At 70.2% G+C, this 17,847-nt stretch carries 13 protein-coding genes; 6 read left to right on the forward strand and 7 right to left on the reverse strand.

Annotated features, from left to right (window positions below; all coding sequences use genetic code 11):
• Positions 1-126: 126 nt before the first annotated feature.
• Positions 127-1,329, forward strand: coding sequence for a DMT family transporter (locus OHT51_RS05650; RefSeq protein ID WP_328877776.1), 1,203 nt, complete (start codon positions 127-129; stop codon positions 1,327-1,329).
• Here the strand turns inward: OHT51_RS05650 and OHT51_RS05655 are convergent.
• Complete coding sequence (locus OHT51_RS05655; protein ID WP_328877777.1) at positions 1,319-2,479, reverse strand: transglycosylase family protein; 1,161 nt, start codon at positions 2,477-2,479, stop codon at positions 1,319-1,321. The genes OHT51_RS05650 and OHT51_RS05655 overlap by 11 nt on opposite strands.
• 299 nt (positions 2,480-2,778) lie before the next feature.
• Here OHT51_RS05655 and gndA point away from each other — a divergent pair, with 299 nt between their 5' ends.
• The gene (gene gndA, locus OHT51_RS05660) at positions 2,779-4,218 is read left to right on the forward strand and encodes an NADP-dependent phosphogluconate dehydrogenase (RefSeq protein ID WP_328877778.1); all 1,440 of its coding nucleotides are present in this window, start codon (positions 2,779-2,781) and stop codon (positions 4,216-4,218) included.
• A gap of 509 nt (positions 4,219-4,727) precedes the next feature.
• On the opposite strand, the gene OHT51_RS05665 is transcribed toward gndA, so the two are convergent.
• Together OHT51_RS05665 and panD are read right to left on the reverse strand one after the other, a co-directional pair.
• Positions 4,728-5,072, reverse strand: coding sequence for a GNAT family N-acetyltransferase (locus tag OHT51_RS05665; RefSeq protein WP_328877779.1), 345 nt, complete (start codon positions 5,070-5,072; stop codon positions 4,728-4,730).
• A gap of 41 nt (positions 5,073-5,113) precedes the next feature.
• Positions 5,114-5,536 (reverse strand): aspartate 1-decarboxylase, encoded by a 423-nt coding sequence (gene panD, locus OHT51_RS05670; protein ID WP_328877780.1) that lies wholly within the window; start codon positions 5,534-5,536, stop codon positions 5,114-5,116.
• Positions 5,537-5,843: 307 nt separating this feature from the next.
• On the opposite strand from panD, the gene OHT51_RS05675 reads away from it, so the two are divergent.
• The gene (locus tag OHT51_RS05675) at positions 5,844-6,113 is read left to right on the forward strand and encodes a hypothetical protein (protein ID WP_328877781.1); all 270 of its coding nucleotides are present in this window, start codon (positions 5,844-5,846) and stop codon (positions 6,111-6,113) included.
• Between the two features lie 27 nt (positions 6,114-6,140).
• A complete protein-coding gene (locus OHT51_RS05680; RefSeq protein WP_328877782.1) occupies positions 6,141-6,395 on the forward strand; it encodes a hypothetical protein in 255 nt (84 codons plus the stop codon).
• A gap of 142 nt (positions 6,396-6,537) precedes the next feature.
• On the opposite strand, the gene OHT51_RS05685 is transcribed toward OHT51_RS05680, so the two are convergent.
• Positions 6,538-8,058 (reverse strand): catalase, encoded by a 1,521-nt coding sequence (locus OHT51_RS05685; RefSeq protein ID WP_328877783.1) that lies wholly within the window; start codon positions 8,056-8,058, stop codon positions 6,538-6,540.
• Positions 8,059-8,485: 427 nt separating this feature from the next.
• On the opposite strand from OHT51_RS05685, the gene OHT51_RS05690 reads away from it, so the two are divergent.
• Entirely contained in the window at positions 8,486-8,983 is a 498-nt protein-coding gene (locus tag OHT51_RS05690; RefSeq protein WP_328877784.1) for a hypothetical protein, read from the forward strand.
• Positions 8,984-9,002: 19 nt separating this feature from the next.
• Here OHT51_RS05690 and OHT51_RS05695 read toward each other — a convergent pair whose 3' ends face one another.
• From OHT51_RS05695 to OHT51_RS05705, 3 genes are all read right to left on the reverse strand, one after another.
• Positions 9,003-10,631, reverse strand: a complete 1,629-nt coding sequence (locus OHT51_RS05695; RefSeq protein WP_328877785.1) for a serine/threonine-protein kinase — start codon at positions 10,629-10,631, stop codon at positions 9,003-9,005.
• Positions 10,632-10,778: 147 nt separating this feature from the next.
• Positions 10,779-14,702 (reverse strand): glycoside hydrolase family 2 TIM barrel-domain containing protein, encoded by a 3,924-nt coding sequence (locus tag OHT51_RS05700; protein ID WP_328877786.1) that lies wholly within the window; start codon positions 14,700-14,702, stop codon positions 10,779-10,781.
• A 94-nt stretch (positions 14,703-14,796) separates the two neighbouring features.
• Positions 14,797-16,734, reverse strand: a complete 1,938-nt coding sequence (locus OHT51_RS05705) for an ABC transporter ATP-binding protein (RefSeq protein WP_328884247.1) — start codon at positions 16,732-16,734, stop codon at positions 14,797-14,799.
• 132 nt (positions 16,735-16,866) lie between these two features.
• Here OHT51_RS05705 and OHT51_RS05710 point away from each other — a divergent pair, with 132 nt between their 5' ends.
• Positions 16,867-17,832: a lysylphosphatidylglycerol synthase transmembrane domain-containing protein gene (locus tag OHT51_RS05710; protein WP_328877787.1), complete on the forward strand. Its 966-nt coding sequence runs from the start codon at positions 16,867-16,869 to the stop codon at positions 17,830-17,832.
• The last annotated feature ends 15 nt before the right edge of the window (positions 17,833-17,847 follow it).

The following is a 17,847-nucleotide window of genomic DNA, read 5'->3' on the forward strand; positions in this document are numbered from 1 at the left end:
AGTACGACACAGTGCGTGCTCTGGTACGACGACGGGAAGAGGTTTTCGCGGCATCGTGTTGATTATGAAAGCCGACCGTTCGCCGCGCCGGGGTCAGCGGCCCCGCCTCACGCAGAGGAGCAGCTCATGAGCGCCCTCGCGTTGTCCGTGCTTCTGTCGCTCGTCTCCGCCGTCGCGTACGCGGGCGGGGCGATCGTACAGGAGCGTGTCGCGGTGTCCTCTCCGGGACAGCAGTTCGCGCCGATGCGTCGGCCGGGCTGGTGGGCGGCGGTCGCGCTGAACGGCCTCGGTGGTCTGCTGCACGTGGTGGCGCTGGCTTTCGGTCCGCTGAGTCTGGTGCAGCCGCTGGGCGCCCTGACGATCGTGTTCGCGCTGCCGATGGCGGCGCTGTTCGTGGGCCGCAAGGCCGGGGCGACGGCCTGGCGGGGCGCCATCATGGCGACCGTGGGTCTCGCCGGACTGCTGTCCCTGGTCGGCGCCTCGGAGTCGCAGTCGCTGGCCACGGCCGAGCGGGTGGTCGTCGCTCTCGTGACCGGCACCGTCGTCGTGACGCTGATGATCGCGGGGCGGGCGGCCCACCGGCATCCGGCGGTGCGCAGCATGCTGCTCGCCATCGCGTCCGGCATAGCGTTCGGCATGTCCTCGGTGTTCACGAAGATCGTCGCGGTCGACTGGAACGGCGGGGTGTCGGCGGCCGACGTGCCCGCCCTGGCGACGATAGGCGTCTTCGCCACGGCCGGTCTGCTGCTGTCCCAGGCTGCCTACCGCGGCGCGGGCCTCGCGGCGCCGCTGGCCACGCTGACCGTCGTGAACCCGGTGGTGGCGGCAGCGGTCGGCATCACGATGTTCGGCGAGACCTTCCGGTACGGCACCACGGGCACCGTGCTCGCTCTGGGCTGCGGCGTGGTCGCGGCGGGTGGCCTGATCCTGCTGACCACGGAGCGGATCGCGCGTACGGAGACCGCTGCCTCGGCGGCTCTGCCCGAGGCGCAGGCCTCGTCGGCCGGCGCCGTCGCCCTGCCCGAGCCGGACGCGGCTCCGGTGCCCGCCGGGGAGCTGCTCGCCGGCGTTCCGGAGCAGGTCGCACCGATGCCGCACGAGGGTGTCCTCGTACCGGAGAGGGAACTCCTCGAAGCGGACGGATCCGAGATCCGCGTACCGGACGGGATCGAGGACATCCTCGTACCGGCCCAAATCGCGGAGGGCGCGTACGAGGACGAGCCGCCGCAGGCCGAGAGCGGGCCCCAGTACCACTACGGTCCGTTCTACGGCGGCCCGTACGTCCCGACGCCGGTCCTCGACCGGCACCGCATCCGCGTCAAATCCTGACGCCTCCGGCCCGGAGATAGGCCACCGGGTCGATGTCCGCGCCGAAGCCGGGCCCCGTCCGCACCTCGAAGTGCAGATGCGGGCCCGTGCTGTTGCCCGTGGACCCGGAGCGGCCGATGCGCTGCCCGGCGCCCACCGACTGTCCGTCCTTGACGGAGATGGCCGACAGGTGCGCGTACTGGGTGTAGCGGCCGTCGGTGTGCCGGATGACCACCTGGTAGCCGAAGGAGCCTTCCCACCCGGCGCTCACGACCTGCCCGGAGCCGACGGACTTCACGGACGTCCCGGTCGGCACGGGGAAGTCGAGGCCGGTGTGATAGCCCTTCGACCAGGCCGAACCCGCCTTGCGGTACGGGGTGCCCGACGGGGCGCTCACCGGGGAGACCATGGAGCGACTGGCCGTCGTCGCCTGCTCTTCCCGTTTCGGGGTGGTCTTCTCCGAAGAGGTCTTCCCGGGCGACGACTTCGGGGTGGCCGCCGGCCGGTCCGTCTTCGGGGGCGTCGTCGTGGCGGCCTTGCCGCGCAGTGCGAGCCGCTGCCCCGGCAGGATCAGGTCGGGGTCCGCGCCGACGGCCTTCCGGTTCGCGGCGTACAGGCCCCGCCAGCCGCCCTTGACCTGCTCCGACTCGGCGATCTCCGAGAGGGTGTCGCCGTGCACCACGGTGTACATCTCGGCGGTGCCCGCCCGTGACTGCGGCGGTGTCTGCGGCTGGACGTCCTGAACCGACGTTTTCCTGCCGGTGCCGGCGGGGTGGATGTCGGGTGTGTCGCCGCCCCGCGTCAGACCGGCCCGTACCGAGCACACCGGCCAGGCGCCGGGCCCCTGCCCGTCCAGCACCTTCTCCGCGACGGCGATCTGCTGGTCCTTGGTGGCCAGATCCGCACGCGCCGCGTACCGCGGGCCGCCGTACGCCTCCCATGTCGACTGGGCGAACTGGAGCCCGCCGTAGTAGCCGTTGCCGGTGTTGACGTCCCACCGGCTGGTCGACTCGCACGCGGCGACCTTGTTCCAGGTGCTCACGTCGGCCGCCTGCGCGGCACCGGTGCCGATCAGCGGGAGCGCGATGCCCGCGCCGCCCGCAGTGACGGTGAGTGAGGCGCGGTTGATCCTGTTCGGCTGGTACCGGCGGTGCCGGCCGCGTACGGCCATGAAGGAGCCCCCCATTGACATGCGTCAGGAGGGGCAAAAGTAAGCGCTGCGAACGAGCCATGACAAGACAGCAAATCAGCCGCCTCTTCACGCCAAGTGGCGCGCGACGGGCGCACGTTGCCCGGCGCTCCGGGACGACTGAGTGCGCCGGTGCCTTCCGTCCGTATCTGCCTGCGCGACATCGCGCCACCCGGATGTGCGGTCGGAGTACCGGCACGTCAGGATGGACGAGGGGCAATACTGGCGGGCATGAGCGGTACCCGTACCGCTGCTGTATCGAGATCACTAGGAGCCAACGCATGAGCACTTCGGCGCAGATCGGCGTCACGGGTCTCGCGGTCATGGGCCGCAACCTCGCCCGTAATTTCGCCCGCAACGGCTATACGGTCGCGGTTCACAACCGGACGTCGGCGCGCACGCACGCGCTGGTGGAGGAATTCGGGAGCGAGGGCGATTTCATCGCGGCCGAGACCGCGAAGGACTTCGTGGCGGCGCTGGAGCGGCCGCGGCGCCTTGTGATCATGGTGAAGGCCGGTGAGCCGACCGACGCGGTGATCCAGGAGTTCGCGCCGCTGCTGGAGCCCGGTGACATGATCATCGACGGGGGCAACGCGCACTTCGCCGACACCCGGCGCCGCGAGCGCGACCTGCGTGAGCAGGGCATTCACTTCGTCGGCATGGGTGTCTCCGGTGGCGAGGAGGGCGCGCTGCACGGCCCGAGCATCATGCCGGGCGGCCCGAAGGAGTCGTACGACTCGCTGGGCCCGATGCTGGAGAAGATCTCCGCGAAGGCGAAGGACGGCGCCCCCTGCGTGACGCACGTCGGCCCCGACGGCGCCGGGCACTTCGTGAAGATGGTGCACAACGGCATCGAGTACGCCGACATGCAGCTCATCGGCGAGGCGTACCAGCTGCTGCGGGATGTCGCCGGGTACGAGCCCGCGCAGATCGCGGACATCTTCCGCACCTGGAACGAGGGCCGGCTGGACTCCTACCTGATCGAGATCACCGCCGAGGTGCTGTCGCACGTGGACGCGGCGACGGGCAAGCCGTTCGTGGACGTGGTCGTCGACCAGGCCGAGCAGAAGGGCACCGGCCGCTGGACGGTCCAGATCGCCCTGGACCTGGGCGTACCGGTCTCCGGTATCGCGGAGGCGGTCTTCGCCCGCTCCCTGTCCGGGCACGCGGCGCTGCGGGACGCTTCGCGGGAGCTGGTGGGCCCGAAGGCGTCGCCGCTCAGCGAGGCGGAGGCGGGGGCGTTCGCCGACCGGGTGGAGCAGGCGCTGTACGCGTCGAAGATCGTGTCGTACACGCAGGGCTTCCACGAGATCGACGCGGCTCGCGCCGAGTACGACTGGGACATCGACCTGGGCGCCGTCTCCGCGATCTGGCGCGGCGGCTGCATCATCCGCGCGGCGTTCCTGGACCGGATCCGCTCGGCGTACGACGCCCGGGCCGACCTGCCGAGCCTGCTGTCCGACGACACGTTCGCGCAGGAGATCGCCGCGGCGCAGGACGACTGGCGTGAGGTGATCATCGCGGCGACGCGGCAGGGTGTGCCCACGCCGGGGTTCGCTGCGGCGCTGGCGTACTACGACGCGCTGCGTGCCGAGCGGTTGCCTGCGGCGCTCACGCAGGGGCAGCGGGACTTCTTCGGGGCGCACACGTATCGGCGGACCGACCGGGACGGGTCGTTCCACACGCTGTGGGGTGGGGACCGCTCGGAGGTTTCCGCCTAGTAGCTCGGTAAGGGCGGTCGTATTGCGGGGGCGGGTGTGTGGGGGCTGGTCGCGCCCACGCGGCGTTGCCGCAGATCGATAGGGCCCCGGGCCCCTCAGGTGAAAGCGGTGGGCGGCATTGGGAAGCGCCCACCGCTTTCTCGTGCCCGGCTCAGCTGAGTGGCGGGCCCGGTTCCGGGCTCGGTACCGGCTCCGGGCCCGGGGGGATCGGAGACGGGGACGGGTCCGGGGGTGCGGGCGGGGTCGGCGGTGATGGTGGGGTCGGGGCCGGAGGCGGCTCGGGAGCCGGCGAGGGCTCCGGGGGCGGTACCGGGTGGGGGTCGGGAGGCTGTGGCTCCGGGCCCGGGGTCGGTCCCGGGGTCGGTCCCGGCGGGACGGGGTCCGGATACGGGTTCGTCATGGCGTCCTCCGGCCAATCGGTGCGCGTCGGCTCTGGACTACTCCCCCGCGTACCCGAGGGCCGCGCCGTCAGTCACTCCCCCGCCTCGATCGGGGCGCCCAGGTGGGCGTCAGAAGCGCTCGGGGTGCTCCCGCAGCCAGTCCATCGCCGCCTCCAGCAGCCCCGGGTCGGCCGCAGGGGCCTCGTCGGGGTGACGCTCGGCCCACTTCACGACGTACGGGCACAGCGGCGCGACGACGGCTCCCTCGCGCGCCGCCATGCCGTACAGCTCGCGTGCCAGGGAGCCCGCGATGCCCTTCCCCTCGTGGGCCGGCTCCACGACGGTGTGGACGGGGACCAGGGCGCGCGCCGGGGATTCGAGGACGAAGTACTCGATGCGGCCGGTGACTTCGTCGCCCAGGAGGGCCTCCAGACGGCCCGCCGCCCGGTCGTCACGGATCTCGATGTCGGTCATGGCACGCTCCTGGTCCGTCGTCAGGCTGAGGATGAGTGCGGTCAGGCCACCGGCACGGCCTGCGGGCTGCGCTCCTGGTCCGAGCCCGGCACCGGCTCGGACGGGTCCGCGCCCAGGGCCACGATCCGGTTGGCGCCGTCCACGTGCACGACCCGCGGCTCGAACTCCCGTGCCTCGGCGTCGGTCATCTGAGCGTAGCTGATGATGATCACCAGGTCGCCGGGGTGGACGAGATGGGCGGCGGCGCCGTTGATCCCGATGACCCCGGACCCGCGCTCGCCCTCGATGACGTAGGTCTCCAGGCGGGCGCCGTTGGTGATGTCGACGATGTGGACGAGCTCACCGGGCAGCAGGTCGGCGGCGTCGAGCAGGTCCGCGTCGATGGTCACCGATCCCACGTAGTGCAGGTCGGCCTGGGTGACGGTGGCGCGGTGGATCTTGGACTTGAACATGGTTCGCAGCATGGAGGTACTCCCGGACCTAGGCTCCCTGCCTGCGTTATTGCAGGTCAAGGGCTGTTTCCTTACCTTATGACGAGTCGCGGGTTCGGCCGGCGTTCGCAGGTTTGCGGGGACTCGTGCTGACCAATTGCCGACTTTCCCGACACACCGACAGGCCACACCCTGGCTCTTTCCGCTCACCCAGGACTGTCACCACGACGGCGACGACCAGCCTACGCATCACCCTTCGCCGGCCTCCGTGACCTTCGCCACTGGTGCCCGCAGGTTCAGGTGTACACGCCGAGGGCCCGCCACGCCGCCAGGGCGACGAGTGGACCTCAGCCCGGTCGTCACGGCCCGGCGACAGGTCGATCCCGTCTACGCCCTGGAGTTGACCGGCGGACCGTCCGGGCAGGAGAACGACCCCGACGCCCTCCGCGAACGTCTCCACAACGAACAGCTGCGCCTGCACGAGGAAGGCGACGGCGACAACACCCACTGGTGGACCGACGTTCCGGATGGAATGGACAGCGACGGGCAGAACGAGATCGCCAACGACGAGATCAGCCCGCACACCGGCAGGCAGTACGAGTACCAGTAGGTTCGCGGTGCGGAAGAGCGTCGTGACGTGCTGCCGGACATCGAGAAGTCCGTTGCCGAGGGCAGACCCGTCCCCATCGAAGTGGACTTCTTCGACTTCAAGGCCGTCGGTCCGGGCACGACGAAGATCCGGCTCATCCAGTGCCCGCACGGTGCCTGCGCCGACGGCGGCGATGCCGGCGGTCCCGTCACCCCGTCCCCTGTCCCGAGCGGCAGCCCCACCCCCGCCGAGAAGTACCGGGCCACCATCCACACCTACACCGTCACCGTGAGCAAGCCATGACCTCCGCGCCGCAGACCCCGCAGACCCCGCCCCCCGGCCGGACCGACGACGAGCTGGCGCAGTCCGGCGAGAGAGAGCCAGAGCGCTCTCCCGCCGGGCCGTCGGCGTCAGCCGTCCCTGCCGTGGGGCCCGATCAGGCCTTTCAGGCCTTGTGCTGCATGGAGCTCCGTGCCGGGTTGCCCTGTTCGGCGGCCTTGGGGTCCTTCTCGTCGGCCTTGGCCCGTACGCCGTCGGCGATGCGCTTGCCGATGGTCTCGTCGATCTTCGACCAGTACGCGAACGCTCGCTCCAGGACGGGTTCGCTCACTCCGTTGAGGAGGTGTCCGACGACGTTGTCGACCAGGCGGTCGCGGGCGGCGTCGTCCAGGACCTCGCGCACCATGGTGCCGGGCTGGCCCCAGTCGTCGTCCTCGGGGTGGGAGACGTAGGCGGCCCGGGTGATCTCGCCGTCGGCCGTCCAGCTGGGCGGGGATCCGTAGTGCTCGGTGTCCGCCGCGGGGCCGCCCTTGGAGTTCGGGGCATACACCGGGTCGGTGGTGTTCCGGTAGGCCATCGCCCCGTCCTTCGAGTAGGTGTGGACGTCGACGACGGGGGCGTTCACCGGAAGCTGCTGGTAGTTGCCGCCGATCCGATGGCGGTGGGCGTCCGCGTAGGAGAACAGACGGGCCAGCAGCATGCGGTCCGGGCTCGGACCGATGCCGGGGACGAAGTTGTTGGGCTGGAACGCCGCCTGTTCGATCTGCGCGTGGTTGTCGGTGGGGTTGCGGTCGAGCGTCATGCGACCGACCGGGATGAGCGGGTAGTCGCCGTGCGGCCACACCTTGGTGAGGTCGAACGGGTTGAAGCGGTAGCCCGCGGCGTCCTCGTACGGCATCACCTGCACGTACAGGGTCCAGCTGGGGTAGTCACCGTCCCGGATGTGCTCGAAGAGATCCCGGGTGTGGTAGTCCGTGTCGGCCGCGGCCATCTGGTCGGCCTCGTGCTGGGTGAAGAACTCGATGCCCTGGTCGGTCTTGAAGGTGTACTTCACCCAGAAGCGTTCGCCGGCGGCGTTGATCCACATGTAGGTGTGGGAGGTGTAGCCGTTCATGTGGCGCCAGGTGCGCGGGATGCCGCGGTCGCCCATCAGCCATGTGACCTGGTGGGCGGACTCCGGGGAGAGGGTCCAGAAGTCCCACTGCATGTCGTGGTCGCGCAGGTTGTTGTCCGCGCGGCGTTTCTGGGACCGGATGAAGTGCTGGAACTTCATCGGATCCTTCACGAAGAAGACCGGCGTGTTGTTGCCGACCATGTCGTAGTTGCCTTCGCTGGTGTAGAACTTCACCGCGAATCCGCGCGGGTCACGCCAGGTGTCCGGGCTGCCGCGCTCGCCGGCGACGGTGGAGAAGCGGATGACCAGGTCGGTGCGCGTACCGGGCTGGAAGAGGGCCGCCTTCGTGTACGCACTGACATCGTGTGTCACCTCGAAGTGACCGAAGGCGCCGCTTCCCTTGGCATGCGGCTGCCGTTCGGGTATCCGCTCCCGGTTGAACTGCGCCATCTGCTCGATCAAATAGGCGTCCTGCAGCAGGATCGGCCCCCCGGGGCCCACGGTGAGCGAGTGTTCGTCGCTCTCCACCGGTGCGCCGGAATCGGAGGTGGTGGCGGGTCGGATCTCCGTCATGAGTCGTCCCTTTCCTGGTGTACCGGCGGCCAGGTCGCGACTCCCGTACGGACGCGGCATAGACGGTCCCAGCCGACACTTTTTCCCATATGGCGCGTGACCCGGAGGAGGCGAGATAAACGCCCTCGCCTCGACCCACCGGCATCGGGAGCGCAGGTAAGGAGTACGTGGGAAAATGTGCCCGCCGCGTCTCAGCCGACCTCATGCCCACCCGTGAAGGTCCTGCGCTCAGCACGCAATACTCGGGTCCCGATCCATCCCCACCTGGCATTATGGGAGCGGACGGTGATCCACCCGTTCTGTGTCGCAGTGGGGGCTAGAGGCAGTGCCACAACGGAATTCAGCTGACGATCACTTGCGCGCCCTTCACCAGCAGGGATGGGAGGCCGCATGTTCTCTCCACCGACACCTGCGCGGCGGAGGGGAGTTGGCCCCGATCGCCACTCCAGGTGTACTGCTCGAACAGGGTGAGATCGCATACGGCGACGTGGCGGCGGACTACTCGCGCTTTTACGGCACGAACGTGACCTACAACCAGCGCTCGGGCTTCTACTTCGGGTCACCGATGTTCGTCGCCGCCGGGCTGGTCGGAGACGCGCTCTCCAACAACAGTGCCCGCAACCGGGCGCAGGCGATGGCTCAGGCGCAGTGGCGCGACTTCTCCTCCTGCCGCGCGATACTCACCGACCGCCGCATGCTGCTGCATGTCGCGGCGGAGAACCGTTGGGTGACGGTTCGGCACCACGAGATCATCAGCTTTCTTCCCGTGCTCGAGCAGTGGGCGCTGTTCACCGACTACCAGCAGTGGGAGCCGATGCGGCTGGCCGGGCCGACCGTGCCGTGGCTGACCGCCGCGACGATCTCCGTGCTCAACCGGGGCCGCTCCGAGTACCAGCAGCTTCCGCCGCTGCCCCTCCCGGACTGACCTCCTGATCTGTGTCGGTTCACTTGCTGCGCTGCAGCGTTCCGGTGTCCTCCACGCTCGTCACCTCGTAGCGCAGAGCGCCGTCGCCCGAGGGGGTCAGGATGAGATCGACCTCGTCGACGCAGTTCATCGGGCTGCTCTCCTTGGTGATCTCCTCTCGGACCTGCACCGAATGCCCGGTGTCCATGGTGAGGATCCATCGGCCGCTGCACGCCAGTGACGGGTACTCGACGGTGGCCACCTGGTCGCCGATCTTCCCGCCCTTGTAGTTCACCTGGATCGAGTAGAGGCTGCCGTCCGACTCGCGCACGTTCCCGGTCCACTTGCCCTTGTAGTCGGCCGGGGACGCCTTCGGGGAGTTCGTGGAGGAACCCGCCCCGGACGCCCCGGAGTTGGCTCGGTCCCCTTTTCCTCCGAGGCCGGGAAGCGCCACGGACAGAACGATGGCGATCACGACGACGGCGGCAAAAGCGAGCAGCACGGGGCCGACCCGGCTCGCTCGGCTGCCGCCCGGCGGGAAGCCGCCCGGTACCGGCGGCATCGGCGGTGTGGTCACCGTTGTCCGTGGCGTCGGTGTCGGCATCGGCGGCATGGGGGACGGCGTCGGCGTGGGTACGGGGGGCATCGGTACCGGCGTCGGAGTGCCCGGCGGCGGGGCAGGGACGCGCCCGCCGTGCATGGTCGGCAGAGCGTGCACGTCGTCCCCGACACGACCCGGGGCCGGGTTGTCGACCCGGGTCGGCGGCGGCGCATCCTCGAGGTCGAGGAGGGCGGCGGCATGCCTGCCGAGCTCCGCCATCAGGGCGCCCGGAAGCCACGCGTCCGAGGGGGCATCCGCCGTGGCCGCCTCTGCCGTCGCCACGATCTCCGCCAGCGGAATCCGGTGCTCGGGCTGCTTGGCGAGGCACCGCCCCACGAACTCGGCCAGCGGCTCGGGCATCCCCTCCAGGTCCGGTTCGTCCTCGGTCACCCGCAGCATGATCGCGTGTGCGCCGCTGTCCGTGCCGCCGAATGCCTGTCGGCCCGTGGCGGCGAACGCCAGCACCAGGCCGAGACTGAACACGTCGCTCAGCCCGGTGATCTCGCTGCCCAGGATCTGCTCGGGCGACATGTACCCCGGAGAGCCGACCATGGCACCGGTGCGGGTCAGCACACTGGCCTCCGCCGCGCGGGCGACACCGAAGTCGATCACCCGGGGGCCGTTGACCGTCAGCATGACGTTCGACGGCTTGAGGTCCCGGTGCACCAGCCCGCAGCCATGGATGCTCTGCAGCGCACGGGCCAGACCGGAGGCCAGGTGCCACACCGACTGCTCCGGCAGCGGCCCGCCCATCTCGGTCACCGCCTCGTGCAAGGTGGGACCGGCGACGTACCCGGTGGCGACCCAGGGAGTGTCCGCCTCGGTGTCTGCATCCAGGACCGGGGCCGTCCACTCCCCGCCCACCTGCCGCGCCGCGGCCACCTCCGCGCGGAACCGGCGGCGGAACTCGGCGTCGTACGCCAACTGCGCATGGACCAGCTTCACGGCGACCGTGCGCCCCCGCTGCGACCGGCCGAGGAACACCCGCCCCATGCCCCCGGCTCCGAGCCGTCGGAGCAACCGGTAGTCCCCGACCTGTGTGGGATCGCCGGGCCGCAAGTTCTCCATGACGGTTTCGTCCCCTGTTTCTCTAGCTCCGAGTGCCCTCGGCTCAGCATCGCACTACAGCCCGACGCTCAATACAACATCACCGGTTGCGCCTGCGGGTGTTACAGGTGGATCACACTGCGGTCGGGGGGCCGAGGTCGCGTCGGGTCACTCCACCGCGGTGGGCCTGCGGCACGCCGCCATCGCCTCGTTGACGTCCCTCAGCGGGCGCAGCCGGTAGGTGTAGGAGTAGTCGCGGCTCGGGAACAGCTTGTACTGGTCGTGGGTGTGCGCGCCCCAGCTGTTGTCGCCGCCCAGGCCCATCTGACGGTGGTTCACGCGCAGGACGACCTCGTCGCGCGGGGTGAGCTGGTAGTCGTGGCGGACGCCGCAGGACAGGTCCTCCGGGGTGAAGTGCGAGGCGTTGACCTCCAGCAGGGGTTCGCCGGAGACGAGCAGGCCGGTGCCCCTGGCGTCGGTCAGGGCGATCCAGCGGACGTCGGTCTTGTTGCCGTTCTCCTGCGGGCGGATGTACGGGGTCCACTGCTCGGAGACGGTTCCGGCGTACACGCCCACGTCGGTGGCGTCGCGGCGGTCGACGTAGTTCTCCTCCGGCCCGCGGCCGTAGTAGCGCAGCCGCTCGAAACGTCCGGGCAGGCACAGCAGCGTGCCGACCTCCGGGATGTACGGCAGGGACGCGGCGCCCGGGTGCAGGGTGTTGTCGACCTTGATCTCGCCGTTGCCGAACACCGTGTAGGTGGTGGTGTACGTCGACTCGACGGAAGTCGGCAGGGTGCCGCTGACCTTGATCTCCACCGCCTTGTCGCGCAGGGCGCGCACCGCCACGTCCGTCACCTTGCGGTTCGCGCCCGCGTCGCGCCAGGTCTGGTTGCGGGTGTGCTGGCCGTTGCCGCGGTCGTTCTCGGTGGGTGCCCGCCAGTAGTTCGGCACCGGGCCGGAGGTGAGGAGCTGTGTGCCGCGGGACTCGTACGACGTGATGACGCCGCTGGTCTTGTCGATGGTGACCGAGAAACCCTCTCCCTTGACGGTGAGGACCTTGTCCCCCTCCTCGTGGCGGAGAGCCGGCACCTTCGCCAGGGGCACCGGCTCCACGGCCGGGGTGTCGGCGTCGATGGCGAGTTGCTGCTTGGCCACCTCGAAGCCCGCCTTCGCCCACGGGGTGGATTCCTTGGTGGTGAAGGAGAGTTGGAGGAAGTACTCGGTGCCCGGGGCCGGGTCGTCCGGCAGCTTCACCGGCACCGTGATGTCCTTGCTGCCGAGCGGCGGGACGTCCAGCTGGGCGCGGCTCAGCCTGCCGCGCCGCACCACCTCGCCGTCGGCGACGAGCTCCCAACGGCCGTCGAACTCGCGGATGTTGGTGAACAGGTACTCGTTGGTGAGGGTGATGGCGGCGCCGGCTGTCAGTGAGTCACCGGACGCCGGGGCCGCGTTGACCGCCTGGTAGATCTGCTTGATCTCGGCCGCCTTGCCGGTGTGGCGGCGGTCGGCGGTGACGATGCCGTCGGCGTTGGAGGTGCCGTCGTTGGGGTTGTCGCCCCAGTCGCCCCCGTACGGAAAGAAGGTCTTCGCGCGGGGCCGCTTCTCGGTGAGGTCGACGGTGGCCGCGTCGAACCAGAAACGTACGCCCTCGTCACCGGGACCCCGGCTGTCGCGGCCGAGTTCGGCGGCGCTGAGCGCACGCGCGTACACGCGGGCTCGGCGGATCGTGCCGCTGAACTCCCGCGTGGGGTTGTCCACGTCGGTGGCGAGGGCGAGGGGCGCGGTGGTGGTGGCGGGCCTGCGCGTGGTGGTGCGGGTGGACTTCACCTCGCCGTCGACGTGGAGGGTCAGCGTGCCCGTGTCCGCGTCGAAGACTCCGGCGATGTGGTGCTCGCGGCCGGTCCAGTCGGCCGGGAGGGCCCAGTTGGCGGTGATCCACTGGCCGTCGCCGTGGATGAAGAACTCCAGGGTGTCGTCCGACTGCTTGAGGGCGTACTGGGTGTCGCCCTTGGCGATGATCGGCTGGTGGTAGCCGGTGTGGTGCGGGGTGACCCAGGCTTCCAGGGTGAGCGAGCCGGTCAGGTCGAGGCGCTCGTCGCGGGGGAAGACGGTGGCCCCGGAGACGCCCTTGGCTCGGTCGAAGGTGCCGCTCGCGGTGAGGATCTCGCCGCGCAGCGCGCCCGGCCCGGCCTCGGTGAGGAACTTGCGTGTCGGCACGGGCCAGTTCAGCGACTGGTCGACGAAGTCCCAGATCCAGCCGCCCTGGAGGACGTCGTAGCGGCGGACGATGTCCCAGTACTCCTTGAAGTTGCCGTTCGAGTTCCCCATCGCGTGCGCGTACTCGATCATGACGTACGGCCGGGTGTCGGCGGTGTCCTTCGCGCGCTGCTCGACGCGGGACGGGCTGTCGTACATCTCGGAGCGGATGTCGCTGATCGTCGGCCGGTCGTCGCCCTCGTACTGGATCACGCGCGTGGTGTCGTAGGACTTGATCCAGTCGTGCATGGCGACGAAGGTGCTGCCGCCGCCGGCCTCGTTGCCGAGCGACCAGATGACGACCGAGGGGTGGTTCTTGTCGCGGTGGACCATGCTCTGGGCGCGGGCCACGCATGCCTTGGTCCAGTCGGCGTGATTGCCGGGGTACTCGTCTCGGATGCCGTGGGTTTCGAGGTTGGTCTCGTCGACGAGGTAGAGGCCGTACTCGTCCGCGAGTTCGTACCAGAGCGGGTTGTTGGGGTAGTGCGAGGTGCGGACGGAGTTCATGTTCATCCGCTTGATGATCTCGATGTCCCTGACCATGTGCGCGCGGGTGAGCGCCATGCCGCTGTCGGGGTGCATCTCGTGCCGGTTCGCGCCGCGGAAGGACACCGGCTTGCCGTTGATCCGCATCAGGCCGTCCTTGAGCGCGAACTCGCGCAGGCCGACGCGGTGCGACAGGGTCTCGATCACCTTGCCGGCCGGATCGCGCAGCCGCAGCACGGCGGTGTAGAGGTTCGGGTGCTCGGCGGACCACAGCTTCGGCTCGGGCACGGCTCTGCTCGCCCGGACGGTCACGTCCTCACCGGCGGGGGCGGACGCGAGGTCGACGGCCTGCTGGAGCGGCCTGGACCAGACGGCGTGGCCGCGGGAGTCGTACAGCTGCGTCTCGACGGAGTAGCCGCCCTCAGCCGTCCCGCCGTACGAGCGCACGTTGGCGGTGACGGACAGCTCGGCGGCCGTGTAGTCGTCGCTGAGCGGGGTGTCCAGCTTGAAGTCGCGCAGGCGGACTTCGGGCGTGGAGTAGAGGTAGACCGAGCGGAAGATGCCGCTCAGCCGGATCATGTCCTGGTCCTCCAGCCAGTCGCCGTCGGAGAAGCGGTAGACCTCGACGGCGATCTGGTTGGTGCCGGGCTTGAGGTGCAGGGTGATGTCGTACTCGGCGGGGGTGAAGGAGTCCTCGGCGTACCCCACCAACTCCCCGTTGATCCATACGTAGTGCGCGGACTTCACGCCCTCGAAGTGCAGGAAGGTGCGCCGCCCCGACCAGCCGCTCGGCACGGTGAAGGTACGGCGGTACTGCCCCACCGGGTTGAAGCGGGTCGGCACGGCCGGGGGCTGCGCCTCCTCGCCCAGGCCGTTGGGGCCCCACCAGGGGTAGGTGATGTTGACGAAGATCGGGCGGTCGTAGCCGTGCATCTGCCAGACGGAGGGGACCGGAATGCTGTCCCAGTCGCTGTCATCGACGTCGGTGCGGTGGAAGTCGGGGTCCCGGTCGTCGGGGCGGTCGGCGTAGGCGAACTTCCACTTGCCGTCGAGACTGAGGCGGTACGGCGAGCGGGTGCGGTCGGCGTCCAGCGCCTGCCTCACGTCCGCGTACGGCATGAGGGTGGTGTGCGGCGGCTGGGTGCCGATCCGGAAGACGTCGATGTGGCCGTTCCACTCCGGGGTGTCGGCCGCCGCTCCGGCCCCGTCGGCCGCGTGCACCGTGGCGGACGATCCGGCGACGGCGAGCACCCCGAGCAGGGCGGCTCCTCCCTCCAGGAGACGGCGGCGGCTGACCGGTACGCCCGGCGTGCGGGACGGGCCGGTGGGGGGCACGGGGGTGAGCGGCATCGACGTGTGGCCTTCCTCGGGACGACAGTGCGGCGCTGCACGGCTTGAGGGAGCGTCAGATCATGTGCGGTGCTGTTCGGAAACCCAACGCACACTAGGTTGTGAACACAGTGGAAGCAATGATGCTGTCGAGGTTTGTGTGTTCCTGATGGGTACGGCTGTCGACCTTGGCCGAATCCAGCTGCTCGAACTGTGTCCGGTACAGCTCGGCGTAGCGTCCGCCCGCCGCCAGCAACTCGTCGTGCGTGCCGTGTTCGACGATCCGACCGGCCTCGACGACCAGGATCAGGTCCGCCGCCCGCACGGTGGACAGCCGGTGGGCGATCACGACCGCGGTCCTGCCCTCCAGCGCCTCGGTGAGCGCCTCCTGGACGGCGGCCTCGGAGGTGTTGTCGAGGTGGGCGGTGGCCTCGTCGAGGATGACGACGCGCTGACGGGCCAGCAGCAGCCGGGCGATGGTCATCCGCTGGCGCTCGCCGCCGGAGAGCCGGTAGCCGCGCTCGCCGACCACCGTGTCGAGGCCGTCGGGCAGGGACCGTACGAGATCGTCGAGGCGGGAGCGGCGCAGGGCGTCCCACAGTTCGGCGTCGGTGGCGGTGGGGCGGGCCAGCAGCAGGTTGGCGCGGACGGTGTCGTGGAAGAGGTGGCCGTCCTGGGTGACCATGCCGAGGGTGGCGCGCAAGGACTCGGCGCTCAGGTCGCGGACGTCGGTGCCGGCCACGCGTACGGCGCCCTCGTCGACGTCGTAGAGCCGTGGGAGGAGTTGGGCGACGGTCGACTTGCCCGCGCCGGACGAGCCGACGAGAGCGACCGTCTGGCCGGGTTCGGCGCGGAAGGAGATGCCGTGCAGCACCTCGGCGCCGCCGCGCGTGTCGAGGGTCGCGACCTCCTCCAGGGAGGCGAGGGAGACCTTGTCCGCGGACGGGTAGCCGAAGCGGACGTTGTCGAACTCCACCGACACCGGGCCCTCGGGGACCTCCTTCGCGTCCGGCTTCTCCTCGATCAGCGGCTTCAGGTCGAGCACCTCGAAGACGCGCTCGAAGCTGACCAGGGCGCTCATGACCTCGACGCGGGCGCCGGCGAGCGCGGTGAGCGGCGCGTACATACGGGTCAGCAGCAGCGCCAGCGAGACGACGGCGCCCGGCTCCAGGGTGCCGCGCAGGGCGAACCAGCCGCCGAGGCCGTAGACCAGGGCGAGGGCCAGGGCCGACACCAGGGTGAGCGCGGTGATGAACACCGACTGGGCGACGGCCGTCCGTACGCCGATGTCGGCCACCCTGCGGGCCCTCGCCGTGAACTCCTCCGACTCCTCCCCCGGGCGCCCGAAGAGCTTGATCAGTGTGGCGCCGGGCGCCGAGAAGCGCTCGGTCATGCGGGTGCCCATCGCGGCGTTGAGTGCGGCGGCCTCCCGCTGCATGCGGGCCATGCGGTGGCCCATGCGGCGGGCCGGGATCACGAACACGGGAAGCAGGACGAGGGCGAGCAGGGTGATCTGCCAGGACAGGGTGAGCATGACGGCGAGGGTGAGCAGCAGGGTGACGAGGTTGCTGACCACGCCGGACAGCGTGTTGCTGAAGGCGCGCTGGGCGCCGATGACGTCGTTGTTGAGACGGGAGACCAGCGCTCCCGTACGAGTACGTGTGAAGAACGCGACCGGCATGCGCTGCACATGATCGAACACAGCCGTACGCAGATCGAGGATGAGGCCCTCGCCGAGCGTCGCCGACAGGCGCCTGGCGACGATCCCGAGCACCGCTTCCGCGACAGCGATCAGGGCGATCAGCAGGGCCAGGCGGACGACGGTGCCCTCGTCGCCGCCCGTCACGATCGCGTCGACGACGCGTCCGGCGAGTACGGGGGTCGCGACGGCGAGCAGCGCGGTCATCACCCCGAGCACGACGAAGAACGCGATCCGGCGTCGGTGCGGGCGGGCGAAGGCGGCGACGCGGCGCAGCGTGGCGCGGGCGAAGGGGCGGCGTTCCTGCTCGGCGTTCATGACGCTGTGCAGCTGGGTCCAGGCTGTGGTCTCCATGCTCATGCGAGAGAACGTAGAACCTCAAGCAATGTTGAGGTCAACACCGAAGTCCGTCCGCAGCCGGTCCGTAAGGCGCCGTCCCCGCTGTCGCTACCCGCAGTTGTCACAGCGTGGAGAACCTCTCCGAATGTGACAGCCGTACGACTCCCCGCGGGACGCCTGCTCAGACGTCTCCCGGTCCGCCGGATACTGGTCCTGCTTCCGCTCGCCCTCGTCATCGTGGTCGCGGTGCAGCACCGCTCCGTGCTCGCCGAGGGCATCGGTCATCTGGCGACGGCCAAGTGGCCGTGGCTGCTCGCCGCGGCCTGCGCCACCTGCCTCACCTGGGTCGCTGCGGCCGTCACCCGGCAGGGCGCCGTGATCGACCGGCTGCCCAGACTGCGGCTGCTCGTCACGCAGTTCGCGGCGGGCTCCGCCAACCACCTGCTGCCCACGGGACTGGGCGCGAGCGCGGTCAACCTGCGCTTCATGACGGTGTGCGGGCTGCCGCTCGCCCGTTCCTCGGCCGCGCTGGCCCTGTATCTGCTCGCGGAGAGCGTGGCCCGCGTAGGCCTGCTGGCCGCCCTGCTGATCGCCTTCCCGCACGCGCTGCAACTCGGGCCGCTCCTGCCGGAGGGGGCGTGGGGCCCGCTGCTGCTGATCATCGGCGCGGCGGCGATCGTGATCGTGGCCGTCTTCGCACTCGTACGCCGGCTGCGCACCGCCGTGTTCTCCTTCCTGCGCACCGCGCTGGACGAAGCGCGCTCGGTGCACACCCGTCCGTCCCGGGCACTGGCACTGTGGGGCGGTTCGCTGGCCTTCCCCGCGCTGCAGGCGTCCGGTCTGGTCCTGGTCGGGCTCGCCCTGGGGCTCGACGTACCGCCGGCCCACATGGCGCTCGCCTATCTCGCGGCGACCGTCGCCGTCGCCCTGGTGCCGACGCCGGGCGGGCTCGGCTCGGTCGAGGCGGCGCTGATCGTGGCGCTGGTGGCGGCGGGCGGCCCGGTTGCGGTGGCGACGGCGGTCGTGCTGGCGTACCGGATCATCACGGTGTGGCTGCCGCTGCTGCCGGGGGCACTGACGCTGGGGGCGCTCGTGCGCTTCAAGGTCATCTGATCGAGGCCGTCCGAT

This window comes from Streptomyces sp. NBC_00299 (assembly GCF_036173045.1).
In the GTDB taxonomy this organism is placed as follows: domain Bacteria; phylum Actinomycetota; class Actinomycetes; order Streptomycetales; family Streptomycetaceae; genus Streptomyces; species Streptomyces machairae.

Bases quoted from the DNA above. Each gene is read 5' to 3' on its own strand.
- OHT51_RS05650 (WP_328877776.1), top strand. From the start codon at position 127: ATGAGCGCCCTCGCGTTGTCCGTGCTTCTGTCGCTCGTCTCCGCCGTC.
- OHT51_RS05655 (WP_328877777.1), bottom strand. From the start codon at position 2,479: ATGGCCGTACGCGGCCGGCACCGCCGGTACCAGCCGAACAGGATCAAC.
- gndA (WP_328877778.1), top strand. From the start codon at position 2,779: ATGAGCACTTCGGCGCAGATCGGCGTCACGGGTCTCGCGGTCATGGGC.
- OHT51_RS05665 (WP_328877779.1), bottom strand. From the start codon at position 5,072: ATGACCGACATCGAGATCCGTGACGACCGGGCGGCGGGCCGTCTGGAG.
- panD (WP_328877780.1), bottom strand. From the start codon at position 5,536: ATGCTGCGAACCATGTTCAAGTCCAAGATCCACCGCGCCACCGTCACC.
- OHT51_RS05685 (WP_328877783.1), bottom strand. From the start codon at position 8,058: ATGACGGAGATCCGACCCGCCACCACCTCCGATTCCGGCGCACCGGTG.
- OHT51_RS05695 (WP_328877785.1), bottom strand. From the start codon at position 10,631: ATGGAGAACTTGCGGCCCGGCGATCCCACACAGGTCGGGGACTACCGG.
- OHT51_RS05700 (WP_328877786.1), bottom strand. From the start codon at position 14,702: ATGCCGCTCACCCCCGTGCCCCCCACCGGCCCGTCCCGCACGCCGGGC.
- OHT51_RS05705 (WP_328884247.1), bottom strand. From the start codon at position 16,734: ATGGAGACCACAGCCTGGACCCAGCTGCACAGCGTCATGAACGCCGAG.